26 protein-coding genes and 1 other annotated feature are annotated in these 23,769 nt (G+C 45.2%); of the genes, 2 read left to right on the top strand and 24 right to left on the bottom strand.

Features of this window, described 5'->3' with window-relative positions:
* Positions 1–37: 37 nt before the first annotated feature.
* From ACQCT5_RS07985 to nadB, 11 genes are all read right to left on the bottom strand, one after another.
* Positions 38–238: a DUF2905 domain-containing protein gene (locus ACQCT5_RS07985; RefSeq protein WP_499641163.1), complete on the bottom strand. Its 201-nt coding sequence runs from the start codon at positions 236–238 to the stop codon at positions 38–40.
* A complete protein-coding gene (gene ruvB / locus ACQCT5_RS07980; protein WP_499641161.1) occupies positions 235–1,236 on the bottom strand; it encodes a Holliday junction branch migration DNA helicase RuvB in 1,002 nt (333 codons plus the stop codon). The genes ACQCT5_RS07985 and ruvB overlap by 4 nt, the downstream gene beginning before the upstream one ends.
* A gap of 18 nt (positions 1,237–1,254) precedes the next feature.
* Entirely contained in the window at positions 1,255–1,869 is a 615-nt protein-coding gene (gene ruvA, locus ACQCT5_RS07975) for a Holliday junction branch migration protein RuvA (protein ID WP_499640720.1), read from the bottom strand.
* A 137-nt stretch (positions 1,870–2,006) separates the two neighbouring features.
* Entirely contained in the window at positions 2,007–2,573 is a 567-nt protein-coding gene (locus ACQCT5_RS07970; RefSeq protein ID WP_499640718.1) for a BofC C-terminal domain-containing protein, read from the bottom strand.
* A gap of 726 nt (positions 2,574–3,299) precedes the next feature.
* Positions 3,300–4,043 (bottom strand): YhcN/YlaJ family sporulation lipoprotein, encoded by a 744-nt coding sequence (locus ACQCT5_RS07965; protein WP_499640716.1) that lies wholly within the window; start codon positions 4,041–4,043, stop codon positions 3,300–3,302.
* 97 nt (positions 4,044–4,140) lie between these two features.
* On the bottom strand, positions 4,141–4,881 hold the full coding sequence (gene nadE / locus ACQCT5_RS07960; protein ID WP_499640714.1) for an NAD(+) synthase: 741 nt from the start codon (positions 4,879–4,881) through the stop codon (positions 4,141–4,143).
* 32 nt (positions 4,882–4,913) lie between these two features.
* Entirely contained in the window at positions 4,914–5,924 is a 1,011-nt protein-coding gene (locus ACQCT5_RS07955) for a hypothetical protein (protein WP_499640712.1), read from the bottom strand.
* Positions 5,878–7,284 (bottom strand): SafA/ExsA family spore coat assembly protein, encoded by a 1,407-nt coding sequence (gene safA / locus ACQCT5_RS07950; protein WP_499640710.1) that lies wholly within the window; start codon positions 7,282–7,284, stop codon positions 5,878–5,880. The genes ACQCT5_RS07955 and safA overlap by 47 nt, the downstream gene beginning before the upstream one ends.
* Before the next feature lie 149 nt (positions 7,285–7,433).
* Positions 7,434–8,537, bottom strand: a complete 1,104-nt coding sequence (nadA, locus tag ACQCT5_RS07945; RefSeq protein ID WP_499640708.1) for a quinolinate synthase NadA — start codon at positions 8,535–8,537, stop codon at positions 7,434–7,436.
* A 67-nt stretch (positions 8,538–8,604) separates the two neighbouring features.
* Positions 8,605–9,444 carry a carboxylating nicotinate-nucleotide diphosphorylase gene (gene nadC, locus ACQCT5_RS07940; RefSeq protein ID WP_499640706.1) on the bottom strand — a complete coding sequence of 280 codons (840 nt, stop codon included), beginning with the start codon at positions 9,442–9,444 and terminating at the stop codon, positions 8,605–8,607.
* Between the two features lie 14 nt (positions 9,445–9,458).
* Complete coding sequence (gene nadB / locus ACQCT5_RS07935; RefSeq protein ID WP_499640704.1) at positions 9,459–11,021, bottom strand: L-aspartate oxidase; 1,563 nt, start codon at positions 11,019–11,021, stop codon at positions 9,459–9,461.
* 149 nt (positions 11,022–11,170) lie between these two features.
* On the opposite strand from nadB, the gene ACQCT5_RS07930 reads away from it, so the two are divergent.
* Together ACQCT5_RS07930 and ACQCT5_RS07925 are read left to right on the top strand one after the other, a co-directional pair.
* Positions 11,171–12,304 (top strand): IscS subfamily cysteine desulfurase, encoded by a 1,134-nt coding sequence (locus ACQCT5_RS07930; RefSeq protein ID WP_499640702.1) that lies wholly within the window; start codon positions 11,171–11,173, stop codon positions 12,302–12,304.
* A 16-nt stretch (positions 12,305–12,320) separates the two neighbouring features.
* A complete protein-coding gene (locus ACQCT5_RS07925; RefSeq protein ID WP_499641160.1) occupies positions 12,321–12,857 on the top strand; it encodes a transcription repressor NadR in 537 nt (178 codons plus the stop codon).
* Between the two features lie 52 nt (positions 12,858–12,909).
* On the opposite strand, the gene pheA is transcribed toward ACQCT5_RS07925, so the two are convergent.
* The 13 genes from pheA to minC all read right to left on the bottom strand — a co-directional run bounded on the left by pheA (position 12,910) and on the right by minC (position 23,735).
* A complete protein-coding gene (pheA, locus tag ACQCT5_RS07920) occupies positions 12,910–13,773 on the bottom strand; it encodes a prephenate dehydratase (RefSeq protein WP_499640700.1) in 864 nt (287 codons plus the stop codon).
* Between the two features lie 268 nt (positions 13,774–14,041).
* Entirely contained in the window at positions 14,042–14,485 is a 444-nt protein-coding gene (locus tag ACQCT5_RS07915) for a transcriptional regulator ThrR (RefSeq protein ID WP_204416106.1), read from the bottom strand.
* A 79-nt stretch (positions 14,486–14,564) separates the two neighbouring features.
* Entirely contained in the window at positions 14,565–15,848 is a 1,284-nt protein-coding gene (gene obgE, locus ACQCT5_RS07910) for a GTPase ObgE (protein ID WP_499640698.1), read from the bottom strand.
* A gap of 131 nt (positions 15,849–15,979) precedes the next feature.
* Positions 15,980–16,519 carry a Spo0B C-terminal domain-containing protein gene (locus ACQCT5_RS07905; protein ID WP_499640696.1) on the bottom strand — a complete coding sequence of 180 codons (540 nt, stop codon included), beginning with the start codon at positions 16,517–16,519 and terminating at the stop codon, positions 15,980–15,982.
* Positions 16,520–16,752: 233 nt separating this feature from the next.
* The gene (gene rpmA, locus ACQCT5_RS07900; protein WP_204416109.1) at positions 16,753–17,043 is read right to left on the bottom strand and encodes a 50S ribosomal protein L27; all 291 of its coding nucleotides are present in this window, start codon (positions 17,041–17,043) and stop codon (positions 16,753–16,755) included.
* Between the two features lie 12 nt (positions 17,044–17,055).
* Complete coding sequence (locus tag ACQCT5_RS07895) at positions 17,056–17,382, bottom strand: ribosomal-processing cysteine protease Prp (protein ID WP_499640693.1); 327 nt, start codon at positions 17,380–17,382, stop codon at positions 17,056–17,058.
* A 15-nt stretch (positions 17,383–17,397) separates the two neighbouring features.
* Positions 17,398–17,706 carry a 50S ribosomal protein L21 gene (rplU, locus tag ACQCT5_RS07890; protein ID WP_204416111.1) on the bottom strand — a complete coding sequence of 103 codons (309 nt, stop codon included), beginning with the start codon at positions 17,704–17,706 and terminating at the stop codon, positions 17,398–17,400.
* A 15-nt stretch (positions 17,707–17,721) separates the two neighbouring features.
* Positions 17,722–17,810, bottom strand: a sequence feature (ribosomal protein L21 leader region).
* A 47-nt stretch (positions 17,811–17,857) separates the two neighbouring features.
* Positions 17,858–19,315 carry an Rne/Rng family ribonuclease gene (locus ACQCT5_RS07885; RefSeq protein ID WP_499640690.1) on the bottom strand — a complete coding sequence of 486 codons (1,458 nt, stop codon included), beginning with the start codon at positions 19,313–19,315 and terminating at the stop codon, positions 17,858–17,860.
* Between the two features lie 24 nt (positions 19,316–19,339).
* Positions 19,340–20,209, bottom strand: coding sequence for a M50 family metallopeptidase (locus ACQCT5_RS07880; RefSeq protein WP_499640688.1), 870 nt, complete (start codon positions 20,207–20,209; stop codon positions 19,340–19,342).
* Positions 20,202–20,975 (bottom strand): peptidoglycan DD-metalloendopeptidase family protein, encoded by a 774-nt coding sequence (locus ACQCT5_RS07875; protein WP_499640686.1) that lies wholly within the window; start codon positions 20,973–20,975, stop codon positions 20,202–20,204. The genes ACQCT5_RS07880 and ACQCT5_RS07875 overlap by 8 nt, the downstream gene beginning before the upstream one ends.
* A 132-nt stretch (positions 20,976–21,107) precedes the next feature.
* Positions 21,108–22,088, bottom strand: a complete 981-nt coding sequence (locus ACQCT5_RS07870; RefSeq protein ID WP_499640685.1) for a glycerophosphodiester phosphodiesterase family protein — start codon at positions 22,086–22,088, stop codon at positions 21,108–21,110.
* Positions 22,089–22,214: 126 nt separating this feature from the next.
* Positions 22,215–23,012, bottom strand: coding sequence for a septum site-determining protein MinD (gene minD / locus ACQCT5_RS07865; RefSeq protein ID WP_499640683.1), 798 nt, complete (start codon positions 23,010–23,012; stop codon positions 22,215–22,217).
* Positions 23,013–23,015: 3 nt separating this feature from the next.
* A complete protein-coding gene (gene minC, locus ACQCT5_RS07860) occupies positions 23,016–23,735 on the bottom strand; it encodes a septum site-determining protein MinC (protein ID WP_499640681.1) in 720 nt (239 codons plus the stop codon).
* Positions 23,736–23,769 lie beyond the last annotated feature (34 nt).

Below are 23,769 nucleotides of genomic sequence, written 5' to 3'. Positions count from 1 at the left end.
ACTTTCACCTTTTTTCTATGCAATTCAATGTTAGTCTTTACCTAAAACGTCCAATAAAATAAAAGACGAGACTCAGCACTATGCTGATGATAATGGAGGTGACAATCGGGAAAAAGAACGTGAAGTTCCCTTTTTTCACGTCGATATCTCCGGGGATCCTCCCGACGACCTGCCACAAAAATCCTACTAGCAACAGCACAGCACCAACGACCATCAGCATCTTTGGCAGTTCCATTATTCCTTTGGCACCTCCATGTTGAAGTGACGGTATACAAGATCCGTCACCACCCGGCCTCTCGGTGTTCGCTGGAGAAAACCGATCTGAAGAAGATAGGGTTCATACACATCTTCAATCGTGTGGGATTCTTCCCCTATGGTTGCGGCAATTGTGTCGACCCCGACCGGTCCGCCACGGAATTTTTCAATGATCCCCATAAGCAGCTTATGGTCGATATGATCCAAGCCAAGCCGGTCCACCTGCAGGCGATCCAATGCTTCTTTTGCCATGTAAGCATTTATCGTCGTTTTCCCCAATACCTGTGCAAAATCACGGACACGCCTTAATAGTCGGTTGGCGATACGTGGGGTTCCACGTGCCCTGCGGCTGATCTCGATCGCTGCATCCATCTCTAAGCCGATATCCAGGATCTTTGCGGTTCGCATACATATCTCGGTTAGCTGCTCTTCATTATAATATTCAAGGCGGCTTAGTACACCAAAACGGTCACGGAGCGGAGCGGTCAATAACCCGACCCTCGTCGTCGCCCCTACTAGTGTAAAAGGCGGCAGATCCAGGCGTACAGACCTTGAGCTTGGGCCTTTGCCAATAACAATATCAAGGCAATAGTCCTCCATCGCAGGATACAGGACTTCCTCGATCGAACGGTGAAGCCGGTGTATTTCATCAATGAATAGCACATCTCCAGGCTCAAGGGAGGAAAGGATGGCTGCAAGATCCCCAGGCCGCTCGATTGCCGGTCCTGAAGTTGTTCTCAAACTCACGCCCATTTCATTGGCGATGATCGCGGCAAGCGTCGTTTTCCCAAGTCCTGGCGGTCCGTAAAGAAGCACATGATCCAAGGTCTCCTGTCTCATCTTTGCCGCCTGAATGAACACTTCCAGATTCTCTTTGACTTTATCCTGTCCAATATACTGCTGCAATGTCTGGGGACGCAGGCTATATTCCAGCGACTGATCCTCCATGGTTGCGTCTTGTGACACCATGCGGTCATCCATCATTTATGATTCACCCCTCTACTTTAGGAGTAGCTGTAACGCTCTCTTAACATATTGATCTGTGGATAGTTCCTCTTTTTGAAGTGCAGGCATGATCTTTTTGATTTCCCGATCACCATACCCAAGGACCTGCAAGGCTTCCATCGCTTCTTCAAGGGCCACATTATTCGTACTTCCAGTAGCCGGCATATCGACTCCCGGTTGAAAAAGATCTGGAAATGCACTTGGAACCAAATCATTCAGTTTTCCTTTTAGATCAAGGATAATCTGCCTCGCCGTCTTTTTGCCGACACCAGGGAACTTGATCAGGAATTTCTCATCTTCATTTTCTATTGCGTGGACCACCTGTGCGGGCTGCCCGGATGCTAGTATTGCCAGCGCACCTTTTGGACCGATCCCTGTTACATTCAAAAGCTTCATAAACAAGTTCTTGTCTTCCCGTGTTTTAAAGCCGTATAAAGCAAGGATATCCTCTCTCACATGCTGGTATGTAAAGATTGTCACTTCTTTATCACTATCGACGGTATAGATGAACGGGTTTGGCGCGTTAACCTGATAGCCTACTCCCATCACTTCCACTACCACATATTCCGGTGATACATATTCCACAAAGCCTCTAATGAAATCTATCAATGGTACAAAACTCTCCTTTAAAATCATCTACTCTCCATTTTACCATAAAGTTAGGAAAAGCAGCATTGGATTATCGGAGAGGACCGGATTATCGTTCCGATCAACGGGAAAAACAGACTGGCAATTTGCCAGCCTGTTTATTGTTTTTGAGAAGAATATGGCTTAAATGTTTCAAGTACATGTACATATTCATCCTTGGAAACCACCCTGATTCCACCTTTTAACTTTTCATGCTGATGGCTTTCCAGTTTTCCTACATCGATCTGGAAAAAAGACTGAATGATCTTGGATGCCTCAGTCGGCTTTCCTTCATATATGGTAAGAACACCGTCATTGGAGATGCCGAAATAGCCGTTTGTCTTCAATAGGGGGGAAATGTCATCAATATACTGCTGAAACACGATCTGTTCTTCATTTAAGTCTATCACTTGCCAATTCTCATATTCAGCCCAAAAATCCTCCATCGCCCATACGGTTTCCTGCAACGTTTCTTCGCTCACTTCTCCATCTAGATATATGCGCTCAAGCACAACTTTTAGCGTCAAGGGTCCATTGATTTCATATACTTCCTCTAATACTTCTTCCTCCACAATCTCGTTTTCATCAGCAGCACCTTGGTAAGCGGAAAAGCTGTAAAGTGCTCCACATGTTGTGATAAATGCTGTAATCATCAGTAGCATATGCTTCGGAATGATGGGTTTCATCTTGGATATCCCCCTCACATTCTATAAGATTTCGTTCTGTAGGTTATTAAGCTAGTCTTGTCTTTTTTAGTTTGACCAGTTTTTGGGGATTTAGTCTTTTGGGATTGAAATGTTTTTTTGTGGGGGGAGAGGGTTTGGAGGTTTTTTGGGGGAGGGATGCTTAAGACCGGGGTCTGACCCTTGTTGTGGTGGGGGGTGATGGGCTTTGGAGCTTTTGTTGGGGAGGATGCTTAAGACCGGGGTCTGACCCTCGCAGGTTTATTGGTTTTTATGTTGCGAGGGGAGGATTTTCAGTGTTGGTTTTATTTTGGGACGGGGGGAGGGTCAGACCCCTTACTTTTTTTCGTTTTTTATTTTGTGTGGTTTTGCGAAGAGCCTTGGGGGCTCTTTGGCTGATTTTGTTTTTTGGGACTTATGGTTTGGTGGGGTGTTGTGGTGGACGGCTTTTGAGGCATTGTTGGGGAGGGATGCTTAAGACCGGGGTCTGACCCTTGCAGGTTTATTGGTTTTTATGTTGCGAGGGGAGGATTTTCAGTGTTGGTTTTATTTTGGGACGGGGGGAGGGTCAGACCCCTTACTGTTTTGGTAGTTTATGTTTTGTTGTTTTGGCGAAGAGCCTTGGGGGCTCTTTGGCTGATTTTGTTTTTTGGGGATTTACGCTTTTAAGGTTTTTTTATTTTTAAAACAAAATGGGGCAGACGGATGTCTGCCCGTCTGCCTGTTGGGTTAGCGGGTTGGGACCATGGTGTTGATTAGGTTTTTGATTTCGGAGTTGATGTCGTCGACTGGTCCTCCGCCACGCAGGTCGTTGTCTAGTTGTCGTACTGTGTTGAATGTTCCATCGTCCACTACGACGCGACAGTCTTTTCCATTAATTAGCGGTTTGACTGCTCGACGTACGTCTCTGGATAATTGCTGCTCGTTCACGTCGTTATTTGGTTCTACAGCAATCAGTATATCGTTCCCATAGGATATGGCACGTGCGTTTTCTACACCTTTCACCTTAGAAGCTCGGTCGGCAAGTTTTTCCGTAAGGCGTCCATTATAGTTGTTATAATAGGACGGATTTGCGATATTACGGACACCGTCTAGTTGTCCATGGTAATTTTTATCGCTGCGGCTGTAAAGACGCTCATGATCATACTGCTTCCCTCTGTTAGTTGCAGGAGAAGCTGTATTACGATTGTTGTTGTTGTCGTTGTTGCGACGCTCACCATATACGACTGCGCGATCCATGATCTCGTTGAGTGGACCGTCGTTATCGTCCATGATACGCGCATTACCTCGTTCTTCTTCTGTTGCAGGGCGGTTACGGTCATTGTTTACATTCGGGTTGTGCTCACTTGTGTAATACCCCATAGGACTTGTTTCTTCATAGTACCTGTTATCAGCAGCACTGTTTCCGCCGCATCCTGTAAGTCCCCCTAGCAGAAATGCTGCTGAAGTTACCGTTAAGACAGACTTCCTCAATGTAAAAACCCCCTAACCAGTCAGTTGAGTACATGGTGTACTCCCTCTTAGCTTGACTGATTAAGGGGTATTTTATTTTGTCAGTTCCCACCAACACCTAAAATTTTGGAGGAGCGTATGCCAGTTGACGTTTATGTTCTGTGCGTTTATGCATCGAATCAATAATCGCTTTGTCTTTTTCAGGAATTTGCTCGCCTTTGAGGTAGCTGTCGATCATGTTATAGGTGGTGCCCATTTCATTTTCATCAGTTTGCCCTTCCCAAAGACCTGCACTTGGCGGTTTGCTGATGATGGAATCCGGAACGCCAAGGACTTTTGCCATCTCACGAACCTCACCTTTTGTAAAATGAACCAGTGGCACCAAATCTACGCCGCCATCACCATACTTCGTAAAATAGCCTGTATGCCATTCAGCTGCATTATCTGTTCCGACCACCAAATAGCCATAGTTGTTGGCAACCGCATACAGCGTAGTCATTCTAAGGCGTGCACGTGTATTGGCATCACCCAGTCTTGCTGTCTCCTCTTTCCATTCCCCTTTTTCCTTCAACTGTTTTTCCATTTCGGAAAAAAGGACGGTATGCGTTTGGGACAGATCGATGGTGGTGTGGCTGATTCCGCAGCTTTCAATCACTTCCATCGCATACTCCTGATCTTTAGGGTCACTTTTGCATGGCATAATCACACCAAGGGAAGCATCAGGAAATGCCCTTTTGATGAGATGGGCAACAACAGCCGAGTCAATGCCTCCACTTACACCTACGATTGCACCGTTTAGTCCTGCATCTTTTACTTTTTCTTGGATCCATTGCACTAATTTAGAAATATTTTCTTCCATTGCGTAATCTTCCCTCCAAATGACAATATTCATTATTGTATCATGTTGTGAAAATTCGTCAAAAATTGTTTGCGCCGATTCCAGCTGCTGATAAAAAAGGAAAGGTTGGTATAGCTTTTGGGCATGGAGTGGTACTGCACCGTTTCTGAAAACTGGTTTCCCTCCCGAAGAATATCCATCGGAAAGGACAGGGCAATCCAAAACCATGGGTGCTTCAAATAATATTGAAATATTGAAATCCGGAAAAACTTTTTCTTATCCCATTTGATAAACGGCAGTATTCTGCTCGCGTATTGCACATCATCCCACTCCGCTTGACCGATGGAAATCAGATCGTAATCAATTAAATACGTTTTATTATCCGTACTTTTCACGAAATTATGACTTGCAACATCCCCATGAAGAACCACTTCATCCGATTTCCCCATCTTTAAATCGGCCATCTTTAATTGCTCCAGCGACGCTTTGCTATAGTATACAATTTCACTAATTTCAGTGGAATTAAACCATTGAGTTAATATTGGAAGATTTTGCTCGAATTTATCCAGACGCGCCTCCCATTTCATCAACAGATTCTCCCTCTTTAGAAACGAGCTTAGAACCGGGATAAGCTTAGCGGAATAGTGATGAAATGACTTCAGTACTTCCACTCCATCCAGTCTGTCCTCTTCCCTTAAAAAGGAAAAAGGCCGTTTAGGCGGAATACATCTCGTCATCGTCCAAACCAGCTGCCCTTCAAACATATAATGGAGCCCATTTGACAGCTCCATATACTCCAAACCCCTAAGAAATCCATTCTCTATGAGTAAACGATTCAATACGATACTGGATTGGACACTCTGAAAATCACTTATCCCCTTTAAGATGAATGTACCAGTGTCTGTTTGTACTTTAAATAGATTTTGCTTTATTTGCGAACAGGATTGAATCCCTTTATCCTGAAAAAGACGGAAGAAAAGACGATTTCGAGTGAAATCGTCTTTAAAAAAACTTTCTTCAAGCCTCATCATCAGATTCCGGACCGTCAAAGTCGGATTCAGCATTGCGGAAATCCTCTTCATTGGAAGGTCCATAGCCATAACCCTGCGGGCCGTAGTATCCAGGCATTGCCATCGGATATCCTGCTTGCGGTACACCATATCCAGGATACTGCATTCCGTAAGGTGCTTGCGGATATGCATAAGGAACCTGTGATCTGTATCCCATTCCTTGAGGGGATGGTCCGCAGCCGCAGTCACCATCATCTGAAACTCCTGCTACTTGCTGACCTTGGCCTCCACCTTGTGGAAACCCTCCCATCGGACCAAATCCTGAACCAGGTGCTACCGGAGAAACTGGATAGCACGGATATCCTCCGCCCCATGGACCTCCACCCCAAGGTCCCATCGGCATTCCTTGCTGCATCATTCCTGGCATCATCCCTTGACCCATCGGCATACCCTGCATTGGCATCATCCCTGGCATACCCTGCATTTCTGGCATTTGTCCGCCCATTTGATCTTGAACTCCCGCAACCTGGGAAGGATCCATCTGTTGCTGCCCCATTTGAGGCATTTGTCCCATCTGTTGAAGCTGCTGCATTTGACCCATATCCCAATCCGGTGACTCCTCCATCATTCCTTGCCCCATCGGCATACCATGCATTCCTGGCATCATTCCTGGCATACCTTGCATTCCTGGCATCATTCCTGGCATTCCTTGCCCCATCGGCATACCCATTCCAGGCATCATTCCTGGCATCATCCCATATCCTCCGTGATGTCCATGATGATACGGTGGGCAAGGTGGGCACAAACCTGAACCTGGCATAATAGGTGAGACAGGATAACAGAATTCGGGCTGCATCTGTGGAGCAGGGGCTGGCGGCGGTGATTCGACACCCATCACTTGCGGCTCAGGACTTTCCGGGCTTTCTTCCTTCGGAGCGACAGGCATTTTTGGCATTTTTGGCATCTCTGGCATCTTTGGCATTTTTGGCATTTGATTGATTGGAACATTGATATTGTAATTATTCACATCAATTTCCGGAAAATAAGGTTTCAATTGAGGCATTTTAGGAACATAAGGTGTTTTTGGAGCCTCTTTAATCTGCTCTTCCTTTACTGCCGGCTTTTTCGGCATTTCCTTGTAAGGATGCTGTGCCTTCGGTGCTTCTTTTACACCCATCGTTTTTGGGGCTTCTTTTACACCCATTGTTTTAGGCGCTTCTTTTGTCACTCCCAACACCTGGTTTTCTTTTTTTACGGCTACACCTGCCATTGGCACTTTTATTTTCATTCCGGGCATAATCATGTCAGGATTGCTTAACTGTGAATTCGCCTGTTTCAGCTGTTCGAAATTCACATTATATTTCTGGGCAATCTTCCACAATGTATCTCCTTTTTGTACGATATGGATTTTCAAGGGTTTTCCCTCCTTAGCAAAGTCTTTACAGTCTATGTGTCGAGTGGGCATTTTGCCACTATTCTTCACCTCAACTTATGCGACAAAAGGAAAATATATGATAAAAAAGAGGGACATCCAACTAAATAGTTTGGATGTCCCACATGATATTAAGCATTCTCCAGCATTTTTTCCAAAGCGAAAATAGCGTTCTCTGCCACAGTTTCTTCTACAGATATTCTATTTATAACTTCTCCGTCCTCAATGGATTCGAGCGCCCATAAAAGGTGTGGCAGGTCGATTCTGTTCATTGTCAGACATGGGCACATATTAGGGTTAAGGGATATTATCTCCTTGTCCTGATGCTCCTGGATGATCCTGTTTACAAGGTTCATTTCGGTTCCGATAGCCCATTTGCTTCCGGATGGCGCTTGATTGATCGTATCGATGATGTATTTTGTACTGCCGGCCAAGTCGCTAAGCTCCACCACTTCCCTCGTGCATTCCGGATGGACGATAATGGTCATATCCGGCTTTTCCTCTCTTAAAGTCCTGATATTTTCCACCGTAAACTTTTCATGGACAGAGCAATGCCCTTTCCAAAGAATCACTTTTACAGTGGAAGGATCTCCGGTAAATTCAAGTTCATCGGTTATCGGATTCCACACTGCCATTTCTTCAAGCGGTATTCCCAGATCAAAGGCCGTATTCCTTCCAAGATGCTGATCAGGCAAGAAGAGTATCCGCTCCTTTTTAGTGAATGCCCAGCTCACCATCTTATGTGCGTTCGAGGAAGTTACAGTAGCTCCGCCTCTTTCTCCACAGAACGCTTTAATTGCAGCCGTTGAATTGACGTAGGTCAGGGGAAGCATCGTATCCCCAAAAATCTGCTGAAGCTTTTCCCAAGCCCGCTCAGTCTGATGAATATCTGCCATATCCGCCATCGAACAGCCTGCCCGCATATCCGGCAGGACGACCACCTGATTCTCTTTTGTGAGTATATCAGCCGTTTCTGCCATGAAATGTACGCCGCAGAACACAATGTAGGATGCGGTCGTATTGGCTGCAGCCTGGGCCAACTGCAAGGAATCTCCGGTAGCATCCGCAAATTCAATCACTTCATCCTTCTGATAGTGATGACCGGGGATAAACAAGTCTGCTCCAAGCTTCCGTTTAATTTCAATTACCCGTTCTCTCATTTCATCTCTCGACATTTCCAGGTAGCGAGAGGGAAGCATCTTATTTTCTTTTTTCATCAAGTCCAAGATATTCATGTCAATCTTCCCCTTCTGTATTCGGCTGTTTTCGTGAAAACCTTTGTTATTTGGTCCGAAAAGAGCTTTATTTTTTCAATCCTACATTAAAGCTTATATCCAACGAGCGTGCGGAATGGGTGATAAACCCCAAAGATATATAATGAACGCCTGTGTTCCGATAGCCTGCCAGATTCCCAAGGGTGATACCCCCGGAGGCTTCTGTTACGATGCCGTCAGGGACGCATGGAATGAATTCCTGTATCTCTTGTGGTGTCCGATTATCAAACATGATGATATCCGCTCCTGCGCTAACCGCCTCCATGACTTGTTCCTTGGTTTCCGTTTCTACTTCCACCTTCACCATATGTCCTATTCTTTGACGTGCCCGTTGCACCGCCTCCGTAATGGAGCCTGCGAATTCTATATGATTATCCTTGATCATCACACCATCATAGAGACCGAAACGGTGATTGGAACCGCCTCCACAGACAACTGCATACTTTTCCAGCATTCTCAGTCCCGGCGTCGTTTTTCTTGTATCACAGATTTTAGTCGTTTCACTGTCAAGCATATCCACTGCCGTTCTGGTCAAGGTGGCGATCCCACTTAGCCGTTGCAGAAGATTCAGCACAACACGCTCCCCACTTAATAGAACCCGCATTTTGCCTTGAACAGTTGCAATTGTTTCGCCCTTTTCGACTCGTTCTCCATCTTTCTTATTCAGTGTGATGGAAGTCTCCGGATCCAGAAGCTTAAATGCTTCTATTAAGATGGATTCCCCTACAAAGATTCCGTTTTCCTTTGCGATGAAATTACCGGCACCCGTAGCATCATCGCCGAATAGAGCCTCTGAGGTCAGATCCCTGTCTCCAATATCTTCTTTAAAGAAATCACGCAACATATCCTGCAGTTTGAACTGATTCAATACTTTCCTCTCCTTTACACAAGCAGCTTTATTTTTTCCCGATGACATATCCTTTTTTGAAGCCAAGCCTCGCTTGCCTGAGGGAAATCAGAGCGGCAATGTGCCCCTCTGCTCTCCTCCCTTTTCAATGCAGCGGATGCAATCAGATGACTGATCTGCAGCATATAGACAAGTTCCATTTCTACCAGGGACAGATCCAATTCGAACCGATTAAGTTCCTGCCAATAAGGTTGATAGGCTTCAAGCCATCGCTTTAGCTCCTGCAGCCCTTCTGCATGCCGGACTATTCCTGCATGCTTCATCATCATTGCTTGCAGCTCGCTTTTGGCAGGGAGCTGTATATATGGTTTTGCGGCTTTTTCTTTAGTTAAAGTTTCCTCTTTCCATGCTTCCCGATAGTTTCCCAGTGGTTTACTTAGAAGGTGTTCTGCCAGTTTCTTTGAAAAAACAATGGCCTCCAACAGGGAGTTGCTGGCAAGCCTATTTGCACCGTGTACCCCGTTGCATGCAGCTTCGCCAACTGCATATAATCCTTTAAGCGACGTTTCGCCATTCAGATCGGTTTTGATTCCCCCCATGAAAAAATGGGCGCCAGGTACAACGGGAAGAAGTTTATTTTTCATAGAAATTCCTTGGTTGCGGCACATTTTCGAAATGGTAGGAAAACGCTCTTCAAAATTTATCACGTTCTCTATATTGAGATAGACCTTGCCTCCCCGGTCCAGTTCCTGGAAAATGGTTCGGGAAACAATGTCACGCGGTGCTAGATCCTCTTGGGGATGGATTCCCTGCATGATCCTTAACCCTTGATCGTTGACCAAATACGCACCTTCCCCACGAACCGCTTCGGATACCAAGCCGACCACTTTGTTGTTCACATGCAGCATGGTAGGATGAAACTGCATAAACTCCAGATCTGTAAGTATTGCACCTGCTTTGTAGGCCAGAGCCAGCGCCATGCCGTTCACACTTGGATCATTGGACGTATAGGAATAAAGGGCGCCTGCTCCACCTGTTGCAAAAACAATATGGGAAGCGTAATAGGATATTCGTTCTCCATAACGATTGACCGTTTTAATGCCACAGCAGCGATCATCTTCCGTCAGAACTTTAATGACGGTTTCCTGCTCCACGACCTGAACACAGTGTGAGATTTGGGAATGCAGCCATTGCATCATCCTTCTCCCAGTCTGATCTCCGCCAGCATGTAAAATTCTCCTCTGTGAATGCGCCCCTTCCATACCAAGCGAAAGCATGCCATGTTCATCTTTATCAAAATCCATTCCCGCTTCCATCAAATCTTGAAGCATACCAGGCCCAAGCTTCGTTAACAGCTCTACTGAATCTTTTTCATTATGATTGCATCCGGCAAGAATCGTATCGTGAAAATGCCCCTGCCATGTATCCGTATCAGCTATCGCACTGGCAACACCACCTTGTGCCAGAAAAGAATTATTTTCATATTTATTCGACTTTGTGAAAACCATCACATTCATATGCTTACTTAAGTACTTTGCTGTCAACAAAGCAGATAATCCGCTCCCGACAACAATGACATCACCATAGTTTGGAGACACAAAAAAACCCCCTGTATACATAAGTGTCTTGACACCTATATTTACATAAATTTAAACTAATGACAAGAAATATTTTTACGAGAGATCTAGACTGCAAGATTTACCAGTTTTTTTGCAGTTTTATCTCCTATTCCGAAGGGAGCTTACCTATGATTTATTTAGACTATGCTGCGACTACGCCAATGAGCGCTGAATCGCTGGAAGTATTCCAACACGTATCTCAAACCTACTTCGGCAACAGCAGCAGCTTACATGATATCGGCACCTCAAGTCAGCTGCTCCTGGAAACGTGCAGATCTGAAATGGCTGCCATGATCAACGGAAAAAAAGAAGGGATATATTTTACAAGCGGTGGCAGCGAGTCCAATTACCTCGCCATCCGGACCCTTTTAAAAGGAAACAAGGAAAAAGGGAACCATATCATTACCACACCAACGGAGCACTCTTCCATCTACCACCTTATCGGGCAGCTCGAAAAGGATGGCTATCATGTAACATTTCTGGATGTGGACCATAATGGATTAATATCGCTGCAGCAATTGAAGAAAGAGATCAGAGAGGAAACCTGCCTTGTCTCGATCCAGCATGCCAACTCCGAGACAGGAATCATCCAGCCATTGGAGGCTGTGGGAAAAATTCTTCAGGATAAGAATATCCTCTTTCATAGTGATACGGTACAAACTTTTGGTAAAATACCTATAGATGTAGAAAAGCTGCACCTCTCCAGCCTATCCATCTCTTCACATAAAGTTTATGGACCAAAGGGCGTAGGCGCACTGTATATCAACCCGTCAGTTTCCTGGCAGTCCCAATATGCCGGGGCGAGCCATGAACGTGGAATGCGACCTGGAACGGTGAACGTACCTGGTATCGCGGCCTTTACCGCAGCAGGACAATCGATGCACGCAAACATGAAAACCATCAGGGTAAAGCACGAAAAGCTGCGTGATGCTTTTATGGAAAGACTCAAACAGCACTGGCTTCCTGTTCACGTAGAAGCGGAACAAGCCAATTGCTTGCCACATATCATCGGACTTCGCTTAGAGGGCTTAGAAGGGCAGCATGTGATGCTCGAGTGCAATCGCAGGCAGATTGCGATTTCCACCGGAAGCGCATGCCAGATGGGCTCACAGAACCCTTCACGTACCATGCTTGCTACTGGAAAATCAGTCGAAGAAGCACGAGAATTCATTCGACTCTCTTTTGGTAAAGATACTTCGCTTAACGAAGTGGAAAAAGCAGTTGCGGCTTTAAAGGAAATTGTGGAGGAAACCAATGGCTAAGAAGGAGCGAAAACAAATGAATCAAGAGAAAAAAGTGCTCGGGGCTGAACGAAGAGAACTCCTCTTACACTGGCTGCAGACGGAAGACGAGCCGTTAACGGGCGGAGAACTTGCCAGCCGGACGAATGTGAGCCGTCAGGTGATTGTCCAGGATATCTCCCTTTTAAAGGCCAAAAATGAGCCCATACTTGCAACCAGTCAAGGCTATGTCTACTTAAAGCCGCCTGGGGAGCAACGAAAAAAAGAGCGAATCATCGTCTCTTTCCATCCGCCCGAGAAAACCGAGGAAGAACTATATATCATTGTAGATCACGGTGTAACGATTAAGGATGTGAAAATTGAGCATCCCGTCTATGGGGACCTTACCGCTTCCGTGATGGTAAGCACCCGCTCGGAAGTTGATGATTTCATAAAAAAAATCCATGAAACGAAAGCTGCGTATCTATCCCAACTGACAGATGGGACGCACCTGCATACCCTTGAAGCGGAATCGGAGGAAAAACTGGATGCTGCCTGCAGAGCGCTGAAAGAAGCCGGAATGCTGATTGAGTAAGCAACAAAAAGGAGCAGATTCCTATTTTCGATAGGAACCTGCTCCTTTTCACTTATTTCAACAAATAACTGTTGTAGCTTCCCAAGATCTTAACCGAACAGCCTAATGCCTCCAGCTCCCCAATTGCCCCGGGAAGGAGTACCTCGTCCATGCGCTGGTTGATATCAATAATGAAGAAGTAGTTGCCTAAGCCCGTTTTCATGGGACGTGATTCGATTTTCGAAAGATTCAGCTTTCTCCACGCAAAAGCGGACAGCACCTGATGCAGAGCACCAGATTGATCGCTTGGCAATGTCACCATGAGTGACGTTTTCTCACTTTCGACCTGATGTGTAGATTGATTGTCGGAAATCTTGGCTTCGTCCCTATGCAGGACAATAAACTTGGTATGGTTATTTTCATAATCATGGATGTTCTCCGTTAGCAAGGACAGCTTATACTCTTTTGCTGCCAAGCTATTGGCAATGCATGCTGAGCGTTTGGATAGTCTATGCTCCGAGATCAGCTTTGCCGCTGAAGCTGTGGAAGACGTCGTTTCATATACAGCATTCGGGTATTTCTTATGTAAAAATTTATGGCACTGTGCGATCGCATGGGAGTGCGAATAGATCACTTCAATCGGATCGTCGTTTCTCATATGATCAGGGTGCACCAGCAGATGTTGGCTGATCGGGACAATCAATTCTGCAACTATTGGCAGAGGACAATCATGAATCAAGTAATCGAGTGTGACGTTAACAGAGCCTTCTATTGCGTTTTCCAATGGTACAACTGCGTAATCCACTTCCCCCTTCAATACGGCATCCATACATGCAGGTATCGTGGCGTAAGCCTTTTTCTCACCCTGCGGAAAAAAACTAGTTACTGCCATATCTGTAAAAGTTGCCTTAGGTCCTAAATATCCGATTCTATCCATTATTGCGCCTCTCCTCTGCTAGTCTCTGTGTGTAATCTAAGCTTATGCTAAGATCCTATCTCGTAAAAAGGAATGTCTATGTTAAACACCCTGTTGATTTCCGTTCCAGGCGGCAGCGATCGCGGGCGGCCTCGGGAGCCTCAAGCCTTGCACTACAATTAACAGGGGCAAGTATAAATCATGTTGTCTTTAACTCTCACAAAAAGCAAAAACCTTTAAGAATAAGATTATTTTGATCTCGCATCCAGTCCCAACCATTCAAATAAAACTAAGCACCGGTCCCTAGTATCTCTACTTTATCTACAAATTCTAATCGCTTCAGCATGGAAAGTAAAGCATGTATGTCCCCTTTTAACCCGGACATATCGAGGGATAATGTGACATTGGCTTTTCCTTGAAGCGGAATGGTCTGGTGTATGGTCAGGACATTGCATCCCACGGAAGCTACTGTTGCCAGAAGCTCTGATAGGGCCCCTGTCTGGTCTTCCAAATGGAAAAACAGGGTCATGATTTTTTCTTTTACCATCGTATGAAAGGGAAAGACGGTATCACGATACTTATAAAAGGCACTGCGACTGAGATCTACACGCTGTACCGCCTCCGCAATGGAATCAGCCTTTCCCCTGGCAAGCATTTCTTTTACATCAAGGGCCTTTTTCATCGCTTCAGGCAGTACATCCTCCCGCACTAAATAAAACTTCTCCTCCAGCATCTACCATCTCTCCTTGTTCCATATGGATTTTCCTATGTAAAGAAAGAGGGGGTGCTTTCTCCCCCTCTAAAAAGTCACTCTATTCCACAAACTCAAATTCGTATTCAAGCAGGCGTACCAAGTCGCCGTCCTCGGCACCGCGTTCTCTTAGTGCTTCATCTACACCCATTCCTCGAAGCTGACGGGCAAAACGTTTGATCGACTCTTCATGGTTGAAGTTTGTCATCACAAACAGCTTTTCAATTTCAGCACCGGAAAGAACATAGGCACCATCCGGATCTCTTGTAATACGGAAGCCTTTTTCTTCTTTCTCATGCTTGTACACAACGCGCTGTTCTATTGCCTCTTCCTCATAAAGTGGGAATTCCGGCGCATGCTCCAACTCATCTGCCACTGCATATAAAAGATCGCGTAACCCGCTGCGCGTAAGAGCTGAAATCGGGAATACCTTCACATCATCGCCAAGCTTCTCCTTAAAGGCAGCAAGGTTCTCTTCTGAATCCGGCATATCCATTTTATTGGCAACAATAAGCTGCGCACGTTCAGTCAGGCGCATATTGTATTCCTTCAATTCCTCGTTGATTGTCAGATAATCCTCGTACGGATCACGACCTTCAAGACCGCCCATGTCGATCACATGGATGATGACCCTCGTACGTTCAATATGACGAAGGAATTGATGTCCAAGTCCCACCCCTTGGTGAGCACCTTCAATCAGTCCAGGAAGGTCGGCCATGACAAAGCTTCGGCCATCTTCCGTTTCCACCACTCCGAGGTTTGGAACGATGGTAGTAAAATGATATTCGGCGATTTTCGGTTTTGCTGCAGATACCACAGATAGTAGTGTTGATTTCCCTACACTTGGGAATCCAACAAGACCTACATCAGCAAGCACCTTCAGTTCAAGAACAACATAGCGCTCCTGACCTGGTTCACCGTTCTCGGCAACTTCAGGGGCAGGATTTCTAGGTGTTGCAAAGCGAGTGTTCCCACGACCGCCACGGCCGCCTTTTGCTACCACATATTGCTGGCCATGCTCAGTTAAATCAGCTAACGTTTCTTTTGTATCGTCATCCATGACCACTGTTCCAGGCGGAACCTTGACAATCATGCTTTCCGAGTTTCTGCCGTGCTGGTTTTTGGACATTCCGTGCTCTCCACGGTTTGCTTTAAAGTGACGCTTATAACGGAAATCCATCAGTGTGCGCAGTCCTTCTTCCACTTGAAGAATTACGTCTGCACCTTTTCCGCCATCTCCTCCAGCTGGTCCACCATCCGGTACGTATTTCTCACGACGGAACGCAACCATTCCGTTCCCGCCGTCTCCACCTTTTACATAAATCTTGACCTGATCGACAAACATTGATTCTCACTCCGATCTAAAAATGCAAAGCCATCTTTCGGCCTGCGATACATAATCATAATAAAACCCAATCATTATAAAAGAAAACTGTCCCCTGTGAGGATGTTTTCGTTGTTATTATTTTTATAGCTTTATTCACAGGTAAAGCGGATCTGCATCTCGCATCCCTGTGATGAGACGTGGCTTTCTTCAACCAAAAAACTGATTGGTTGGTTTTCTATCCAGGTGGATAATTTGTCTGTGCTTTCTATTATTCCACTTAATTCGAAAAAGAAACGAATTTCCTTTTCCTCTATATGCATGCTTAAGAACAAATGGTTTTCCGCCCTTTTATTCACAACCGTCTCAATAAGTGAGAATAAGGACGTAATCCATTTGTACAGGGATTCATCATAATCGGATAAATTTAACGCTCCATCCCCTATCACTTCATATTCCATGGAAAACAGGCGTGGCTCCCAATGGAAAGTGATAAGAAATTCTGCAAACAAAGACGCATGCAGGTTGGTTAAACCGGACTCATGATTGGACTCCAGGACAATTTCATCTATTAGATTGTTTACCCGGTCCCAACGCTCAAGCGACATATTCGCCTTAATCAGCTGCAGCCGATTCAGCCAATCATGCCGGGAATGGCGCAGAACCTCCAACGTGCCTCGTTTTTTCATCATTTTTCATACTCCCAGCAAAAATTCCAAATCTTTCTTATATGTATAAACTTATATGTATAAGATTATAGCATAAAAATTTCCTTGAGGGGCCAGACCCCGGTAGGAATTCGACAAAAGATGTAGAATTCAATATAGTTTGTTGGTCCATGATGAAGCTGCTATTTAGTTTTGGTGTACCCTCAATCGTAATAAAAAAACTCTAACCTAATGTCAGGCTAGAGTTTTTTCTGGGATTATGCTTCTTGAGCAACAGGATATACGCTAACTTGTTTGCGGTCACGGCCTAGACGCTCGAAACGAACGATTCCGTCAACCTTCGCGAATAACGTATCGTCTCCACCACGTCCAACGTTTAGTCCAGGGTAAATTTTAGTACCGCGTTGACGGTATAAAATTGAACCACCAGAAACTTGTTGACCGTCTGCACGCTTAGCGCCAAGACGCTTTGACTGTGAGTCACGACCGTTTTTAGTAGAACCTACTCCCTTTTTGGAAGCAAAGAACTGAAGATCTAATCTTAACATGTATTCCACCTCCTATTTAGAAATGGTTATATAATTTCCATAATCACGTTCAATCGTCTCTAAAGATACGACCATACTTTCCAGTAGCAGCTGTATTTTTTCTTTTGTCGATTCTTCCAGATCCTGGGGAATCGTACAGCGAAGAAATCCATCTGCCCCTTGCTCAATTTGTGGGGTAACAGACAAAAGTGATATAATGGAGTTTACTGCACCGAACGATACAGCGGAAACCCCCGCACACACGATATCCGACCCTTTTTTGGCAAAGTTGGCATGTCCAGTTATGGTAAACGAATCGATAGCATGTTGATCGTTTCGTTTAATTGTAACTTTAATCATCCAATCACCTTAAAATTATAGGTTGATAGCATCAACAGTAACTTTAGTGTAAGGTTGACGATGACCTTGTTTTTTACGGTAGTTTTTCTTAGCTTTGTATTTGAATACAGTAATCTTCTTCGCACGGCCTTGCTTTTCAACTTTAGCCGTAACAGTTGCTCCTGCTACTAGTGGGCTACCAACTTTAACATTGTCGCCACCAACGAAAAGAACTTTGTCGAAAGTTACAGTATCGCCTTCAGCTGCACCAAGTTTTTCGATGTAGATCGCTTGACCTGCTTCAACCTTGATTTGCTTACCACCTGTTTCAATAATTGCGTACATTCTCTTGCACCTCCTCAATAGACTCAGACTCGCCAGTGTCAGGTATATGTAACGAAAAACGCCCATATTTATCAGGAACCTGGACTGTGCGGTTGTAGCACGGGTGCTACAAACTAACAAAGAACATCTTAGCATACTTGAAAGCCTAATGTCAATAAGGTTCCAGCGATTTTAGACGATCTTTTGCATCGGATATGGAACCTGTAAAAACAATCTCATAACCCGGCTTGCCCGCTAACTTTACATAGTGTATTTCCACGCCAGTACGCTCTACCAGATCTGGCAGCTTATCCAAGATATTTTTAACGTCCTCTGTGAGTCGGACAATAATTGCCTCCACATCTGAGCGATAGTACTCAAGGAGCTTCCTCTCCAGTTGAAAGGCGATGGTCTCGGATGAATAAACCGTTCCTTTTCCAACACAGGGATCACACTTTTGCAGGAGCATCCCAGTCAAAGGCTCCCGGATTTTTTTCCGTGTCAGTTGCAGAAGATGCAGCTCGGTAAATCCGATGATCCGGACAACGGAACGGTCCTTTTTCACTTCGTTCCGGACTATCTTAAGCACCTGCTCCTTCTCTTCCACACTCGCCATATCAATGAAGTCGACGATGATAATGCCGCCGATTTCCCTTAAGCGCAGCTGCCTTGCCACTTCCTTTGCCGCTTCAAGATTGGTTTTCAGAACTGTCTCTTCCAACCCGGTCTTCCCGATATATTTTCCGGTATTGACGTCCACTACCGTCATCGCTTCCGTATGCTCAATAATGATGTAGCCGCCACTCGGGAGCCAAACGATTCGCTTTAACGCCTTTTCAAGCTCCTGATCGATCCCTCTTCGTGCAAAAATATCCTCTTTCCCATCGTAAAAGCGCACCGGATAGCCCTGCTTTTTCAAAAGCTGAAAGGTTGGAGCATCGTCAACTTCCACAAGCTTGATCTCACTTTTCGGAATATCCCTGAGCAATTTTGCCAGAAAATGATCCTCTTTTTGCAAGAGCCCGGGAACTTGGGAGGAAGGCATTTTTGCCTGCACATCCAAGAATTGCTCCTGAAGTGCCGCTAATTCCTCCTCCACCACAGACACAGGGGCATGTTCACCAGCAGATCGGAGTATCACTCCCTCTTCCTCGGTACACCAGCTGTAAAGATGCTCCCTCCATTGCTTACGGCTGTCCTCTTTCATCTTTTTGGAAATGGCCTTAAATTTTCCAAATGGCTGATAGACAATATGTACTCCCGGAAATTCAATAAGCCCCGTCAATTTTGGGCCTTTTGCTCCTTCGCCTTCTTTTGCCACCTGCACCAGGACCGCTTCTCCCTGATGGACGAAATGGGAGATGCCACGCTTTTCCTTTTCCGCCTTGGAAAGCGGAGATAATTGATAGGAACACAAATGGTCGCGGTGAAGATACCCGGGCTGCTTTTGTCCAATATCGACAAAGGCTGCCTGCATCCCGGGCAAAACATTCACAACGCGACCGATATAGATATTTCCTTCTGTATGTTCAGTAGTAGGCCTTTCAATAAGAAGCTCTACTATTTTGTCCTGCTCTTTCACGGCAACCCGCTTTTCCGTTGCACGAAGATTCATAATAAGCTCAGTCAATGGAATAGCCTCGACTTTCAATATTTAGTATGAATAAAGGATATCCCCAATATCGATTGTCGTCAACTTCTCCTTGAAATACGCATGCAAAAGCTCATTTTCATCCAGCGGCGTCTGCTTTTTATCGCCTTTCATTACAATGATATTATGCTTGCAGTCCCGCTTGAACCTTTGCAGGACCTGATGGATTTTTTCCGTTTCATCTACGACAATCGGTGTGATTTTCGAAACAGAATTCGTCTTTCCGTAATACCTCTCCAGCAAAAAGCGGATGAATACAAAATGCCGCTGCTTCCATTCCGAGAAAAGGGAGTAAAAAAGAAACAGGGAGATGATCCACATATTCAGATGCAGGGGATCGATCACCAGGTATATAAGGAAAAAAATGCTCAAAAAGACGAAAGAATATTGCAGGGTCCGCTCATGGGAGGTCGCAAAGGACGAGAATTTACTCAATGCGATGCTCATCAGCTTTCCACCGTCAAGCGGCCAGATCGGGAGAAGGTTGACCAGGAAAATCATCAGGTTGAACGAAAAGAACAGCTCCCACATTTCTGATGAAAGAACATTCGTTGTATAAAGAAGGTAGCCCCCTGCTGCGAGCCAAACATGCTGCAACGGCCCTGCTAGTGTAACAATCAGCTCCTCCTTCAAAGGGCGGTTACCATGCTCCTCCATTTCAGCCACCCCTCCAAAAGGAAGAACCAACACCTGCTTGATCCGCCATGAAAAGTAGGTGGCAGCCAGGCTATGACCCAATTCGTGCACCAATACAATAATGAAGAGGATGAGCAGTTCCCAGAAATTTGCCGTCAGGATGGCAAGGCCGATCATCAGCCAGAAAATCGGATGTATATGGATTTTTTGAAATAGCCTGAGCCATTTATTATTCAAATGATATCACCTGCATGGGATCGATAAAATCATTGCCTTTTTGAATCGCAAAATAGAACATTCCCTTCGAGCCATCCTCAAGTGTTGTCGTTCTGCCAATAACCTGTCCGGTTTTCACAAAATCGAACAACTTCACTTCCACTTCCCCAAGCTGCCCATACCATGTGTACGTGTCATCTTCATGCTGAATGATGACAGTTTTTCCTGTGTCATCCTTCTTTCCGACAAAAGTTACATGCCCTCCATCCATCGCCTCCACATCGGAATGTGCCATCGTCTCGACCATGACTCCTTGTCCATTAGCCTCAAAGCTTTCATACACTTTTCCGGAGGCTGGCATCACGAAATCCTCACTGCCCTGTATCTTTTCTGTGTCCTGAGGTATTGGCAACAACGCCAATGACTTGCCGAACTGCTCTTCATACCAGGAGGAGAAGGCGGTAAACTGAAAACTTTGCTTCATGGTACTTGTCACGAACTCCCGAGGCTTCTCAAGGGCAGCAGACTGATTCTGGAACATGATTCCCACAACCAGCACAAGTATGGCAGAGGCTAAAATCTTAAATAGAAAGAGCTCTTTATTGAAAAGCGGATGCTCCTTGTTTCCATCTGGACCACTCTCATAGGAGGTGTAGCTTGCATTTCCGTACTTTTCCTCATCCCGCAACACATATGAGGACACCTGTTTACGCTTGGTCTGCTGCGTTTGTCGTACCCTTTTTCTCTTCGCGGCTCTTCTTCTTATCTCATCCAACCGATCATTCATACAAACACCCTTCCCCCTATTATGTTTGTACCATTTTATGACTTGTCCTTGGGGGTTATGACGATTCCGCTCCAGAATCCCAATAAAAAAGAAGCAGGCGGGAACATATCCCTGCCTGCTTCATCAATTCTTCTAGTCCTTCATCGCCGGACCAAGCAGGTCGATCCTGTTGGTCCAGATATAGCCGGTAAATCGTTCCGGTACGCGTTCAAGGTCCTCGACTTTGTCAAAGCCTTCAGAGAAGCCACCATCGCCAGCAACAAGGATGACTCTTGTATTCACTTCTTCCATGCGCTTGTAGAATTTCCCTGTCCAGCCCCAGAGGAACGGACCGATTTTTTCAGGAATATGAAGCTGACCGTTTTCACAGGATTCAGGTACATAGCCTGTCCAGCCAATTGCAATGTATGGGTACAGACAGCTCTTCATCGTTGCTTTTGACATGACCCGCATCAACGGCATTTCTTCCTTCAAAGCCGCAATCGGGTTATCACCACCGTAGACACTGATATTCGAGCTGTTCCCAACAAAGTCATAATCCTTCAGATATTTTGCTAGGAGCCTCCCCTCTTCCGGATCGTCACTCTTAATGTGAATCAACAGTTCTTTATCCGGGAATGCCTGAAGTACTTCTCCAAGGGTCGGCATAAGGCCTTCACCTTTTCCACGGAACGGATAGGTTTTGCCATCGTCGGCTGTATAGCCGTATCCGATATCCAGCGCCCGGAGTTCTGCCATCGTGTGCTCTCTTGTCACGCCTGTCCCATCGGTGCGGCACTCCAAGGTCCAGTCATGAAAAACGGCAAACTCGCCATCGGTTGTAGGCTGTACATCAAGTTCCACGATATCCGCTCCTGCTTCAAAGGCAGCTCTCATCGACGGAATCGTATTCTCCAAAAACTCATGCTCCGGTTCAAATATCCGCTCAGCGGTACATGTATCATTTTGGATCCCCTCCATACTGAACGTCTGATGGACACCGCGATGCGCCAATAGCAGCGGCTCCTCTTCTACAGGTCCGGAGAAGATCGAGGTATTCGTAATAAAAAACAGGATGCCTAATAGGAAAAGTGCCAGCAATATATTCCTAAATACCTTTTTTCTTGCTTTCATGTAGTAGTACTGCTCCTTCCAAGCTCTCGTTTTAAGATATGTATATATTTTACACCAATCTTAGCAAAAACTTCCGCAAAACAAAAGAAACCGCCCCTTTCCGTTAGGGGCGGTTCCTCACCTGTATTAACGAACACCAAAGAATTTCTTGATTTTAAACATGACACCTTTATTTTCCTCTTCCAAGGATTGCAATGGAACAGACTCACCAAGAATACGGCGGGCGATATTACGATAAGCGATGGATGCTTTGCTTGTAGGATCCATGACAATCGGCTCCCCACTATTGGAAGCACGTATAACGCTGTCGTCATCTGCAACAATACCGATAATATCAATGGCAAGTATGGAGACGATCTCATCCACATCCAGCATTTCCCCGTTTTTCACCATATGGTTACGAATACGGTTGACTACTAATCTAGGTGGCTCGATTTCTTCTTTTTCCAAAAGGCCGATAATGCGGTCTGCATCACGTACCGAAGAAATTTCCGGTGTGGTGACAACGATTGCCCGATCTGCGCCAGCTATGGCATTTTGGAAGCCTTGCTCGATTCCTGCCGGGCAGTCGATGATAATGTAATCGTAGTCTTGCTTCAGTTCGTTTATAAGCTTTTTCATTTGTTCCGGCTTTACAGCTGTTTTATCACTTGTTTGTGCAGCTGGAAGGAGCTTCAGGCATTCAAAGCGTTTATCATTGATTAAGGCTTGATGTGTTTTGCAACGTCCTTCAATAACGTCAACTAAATCATAAATGATACGGTTTTCAAGTCCCATTACGACATCCAGATTTCTGAGTCCAATATCTGTATCTACTAAACATACACGTTTTCCTGCTAAGGCAAGAGCGGTTCCTATATTTGCAGAAGTTGTCGTTTTGCCGACTCCACCTTTACCAGACGTAATTACGATAGCCTCTCCCACTTATTACATTCTCCTTTCAAGCCTTGTTAACATTGGTCTTAGATGCGAAAGCAACTGTAAGCGATCTATAATAATTTGGTCATTCTTATCTATATAGGCGCATTCCATTTCATTGCTTCCCTCAAGCTGTTCGCTTAAGTCCGGGGCACGGTTTATCGTTTCAAAGATGGAAAGCAGCGACGGTCTCATGAGACTTGCAGCGATGACAGCCTCATTATTTCCCAAAAGACCAGCATATGCATTTCCACGCAGGGCTCCCAATACAAAGATATTGCCGCCCGCTTTCACCGTTCCACCCGGGTTCACATCACCAATCAAGAGAAGATCTCCTTTAACTTCCAGGACCTGTCCTGAGCGAATCATTCTTGCTACTGGGACAATTTCATTTTCTTCTTTCCACTGTATGGCCTGTTCTTTTGTAATGACATTACTTTCAATCTCTTCGACAATAAAATTCTTTTTACCGCGAATGACATTGCGTAATTTCTCTTGCTGCTTATTTGTTAAAAAACGATTCCCGACCTTTAGTCTTACACCAAGTAAAGGCGAATCATCCGGATTGCTATTCGACGCTAATTTTGCTTCTATTTCAGCTAAAAGCTCTTGAAACGAGCATGTATCATCGAGATGCAGAGTTAGGCCCTCTTTCGTGCCCTTAATGGTTACATACTGTTGTTTTTGTCTATTCACGACGTTCACCTCAACAAGTATATAATTCGACATAGCCCTTCTATTTCCTTTTTCCTATACGCATAAA

Origin of the sequence: Sutcliffiella halmapala (assembly GCF_050107295.1) — a bacterium.
Lineage (GTDB): Bacteria > Bacillota > Bacilli > Bacillales > Bacillaceae_I > Sutcliffiella_A > Sutcliffiella_A halmapala_A.
The sequence above is the reverse complement of the archived record's forward strand: the minus strand, read 5'-3'. Positions and strand labels throughout refer to the sequence as shown.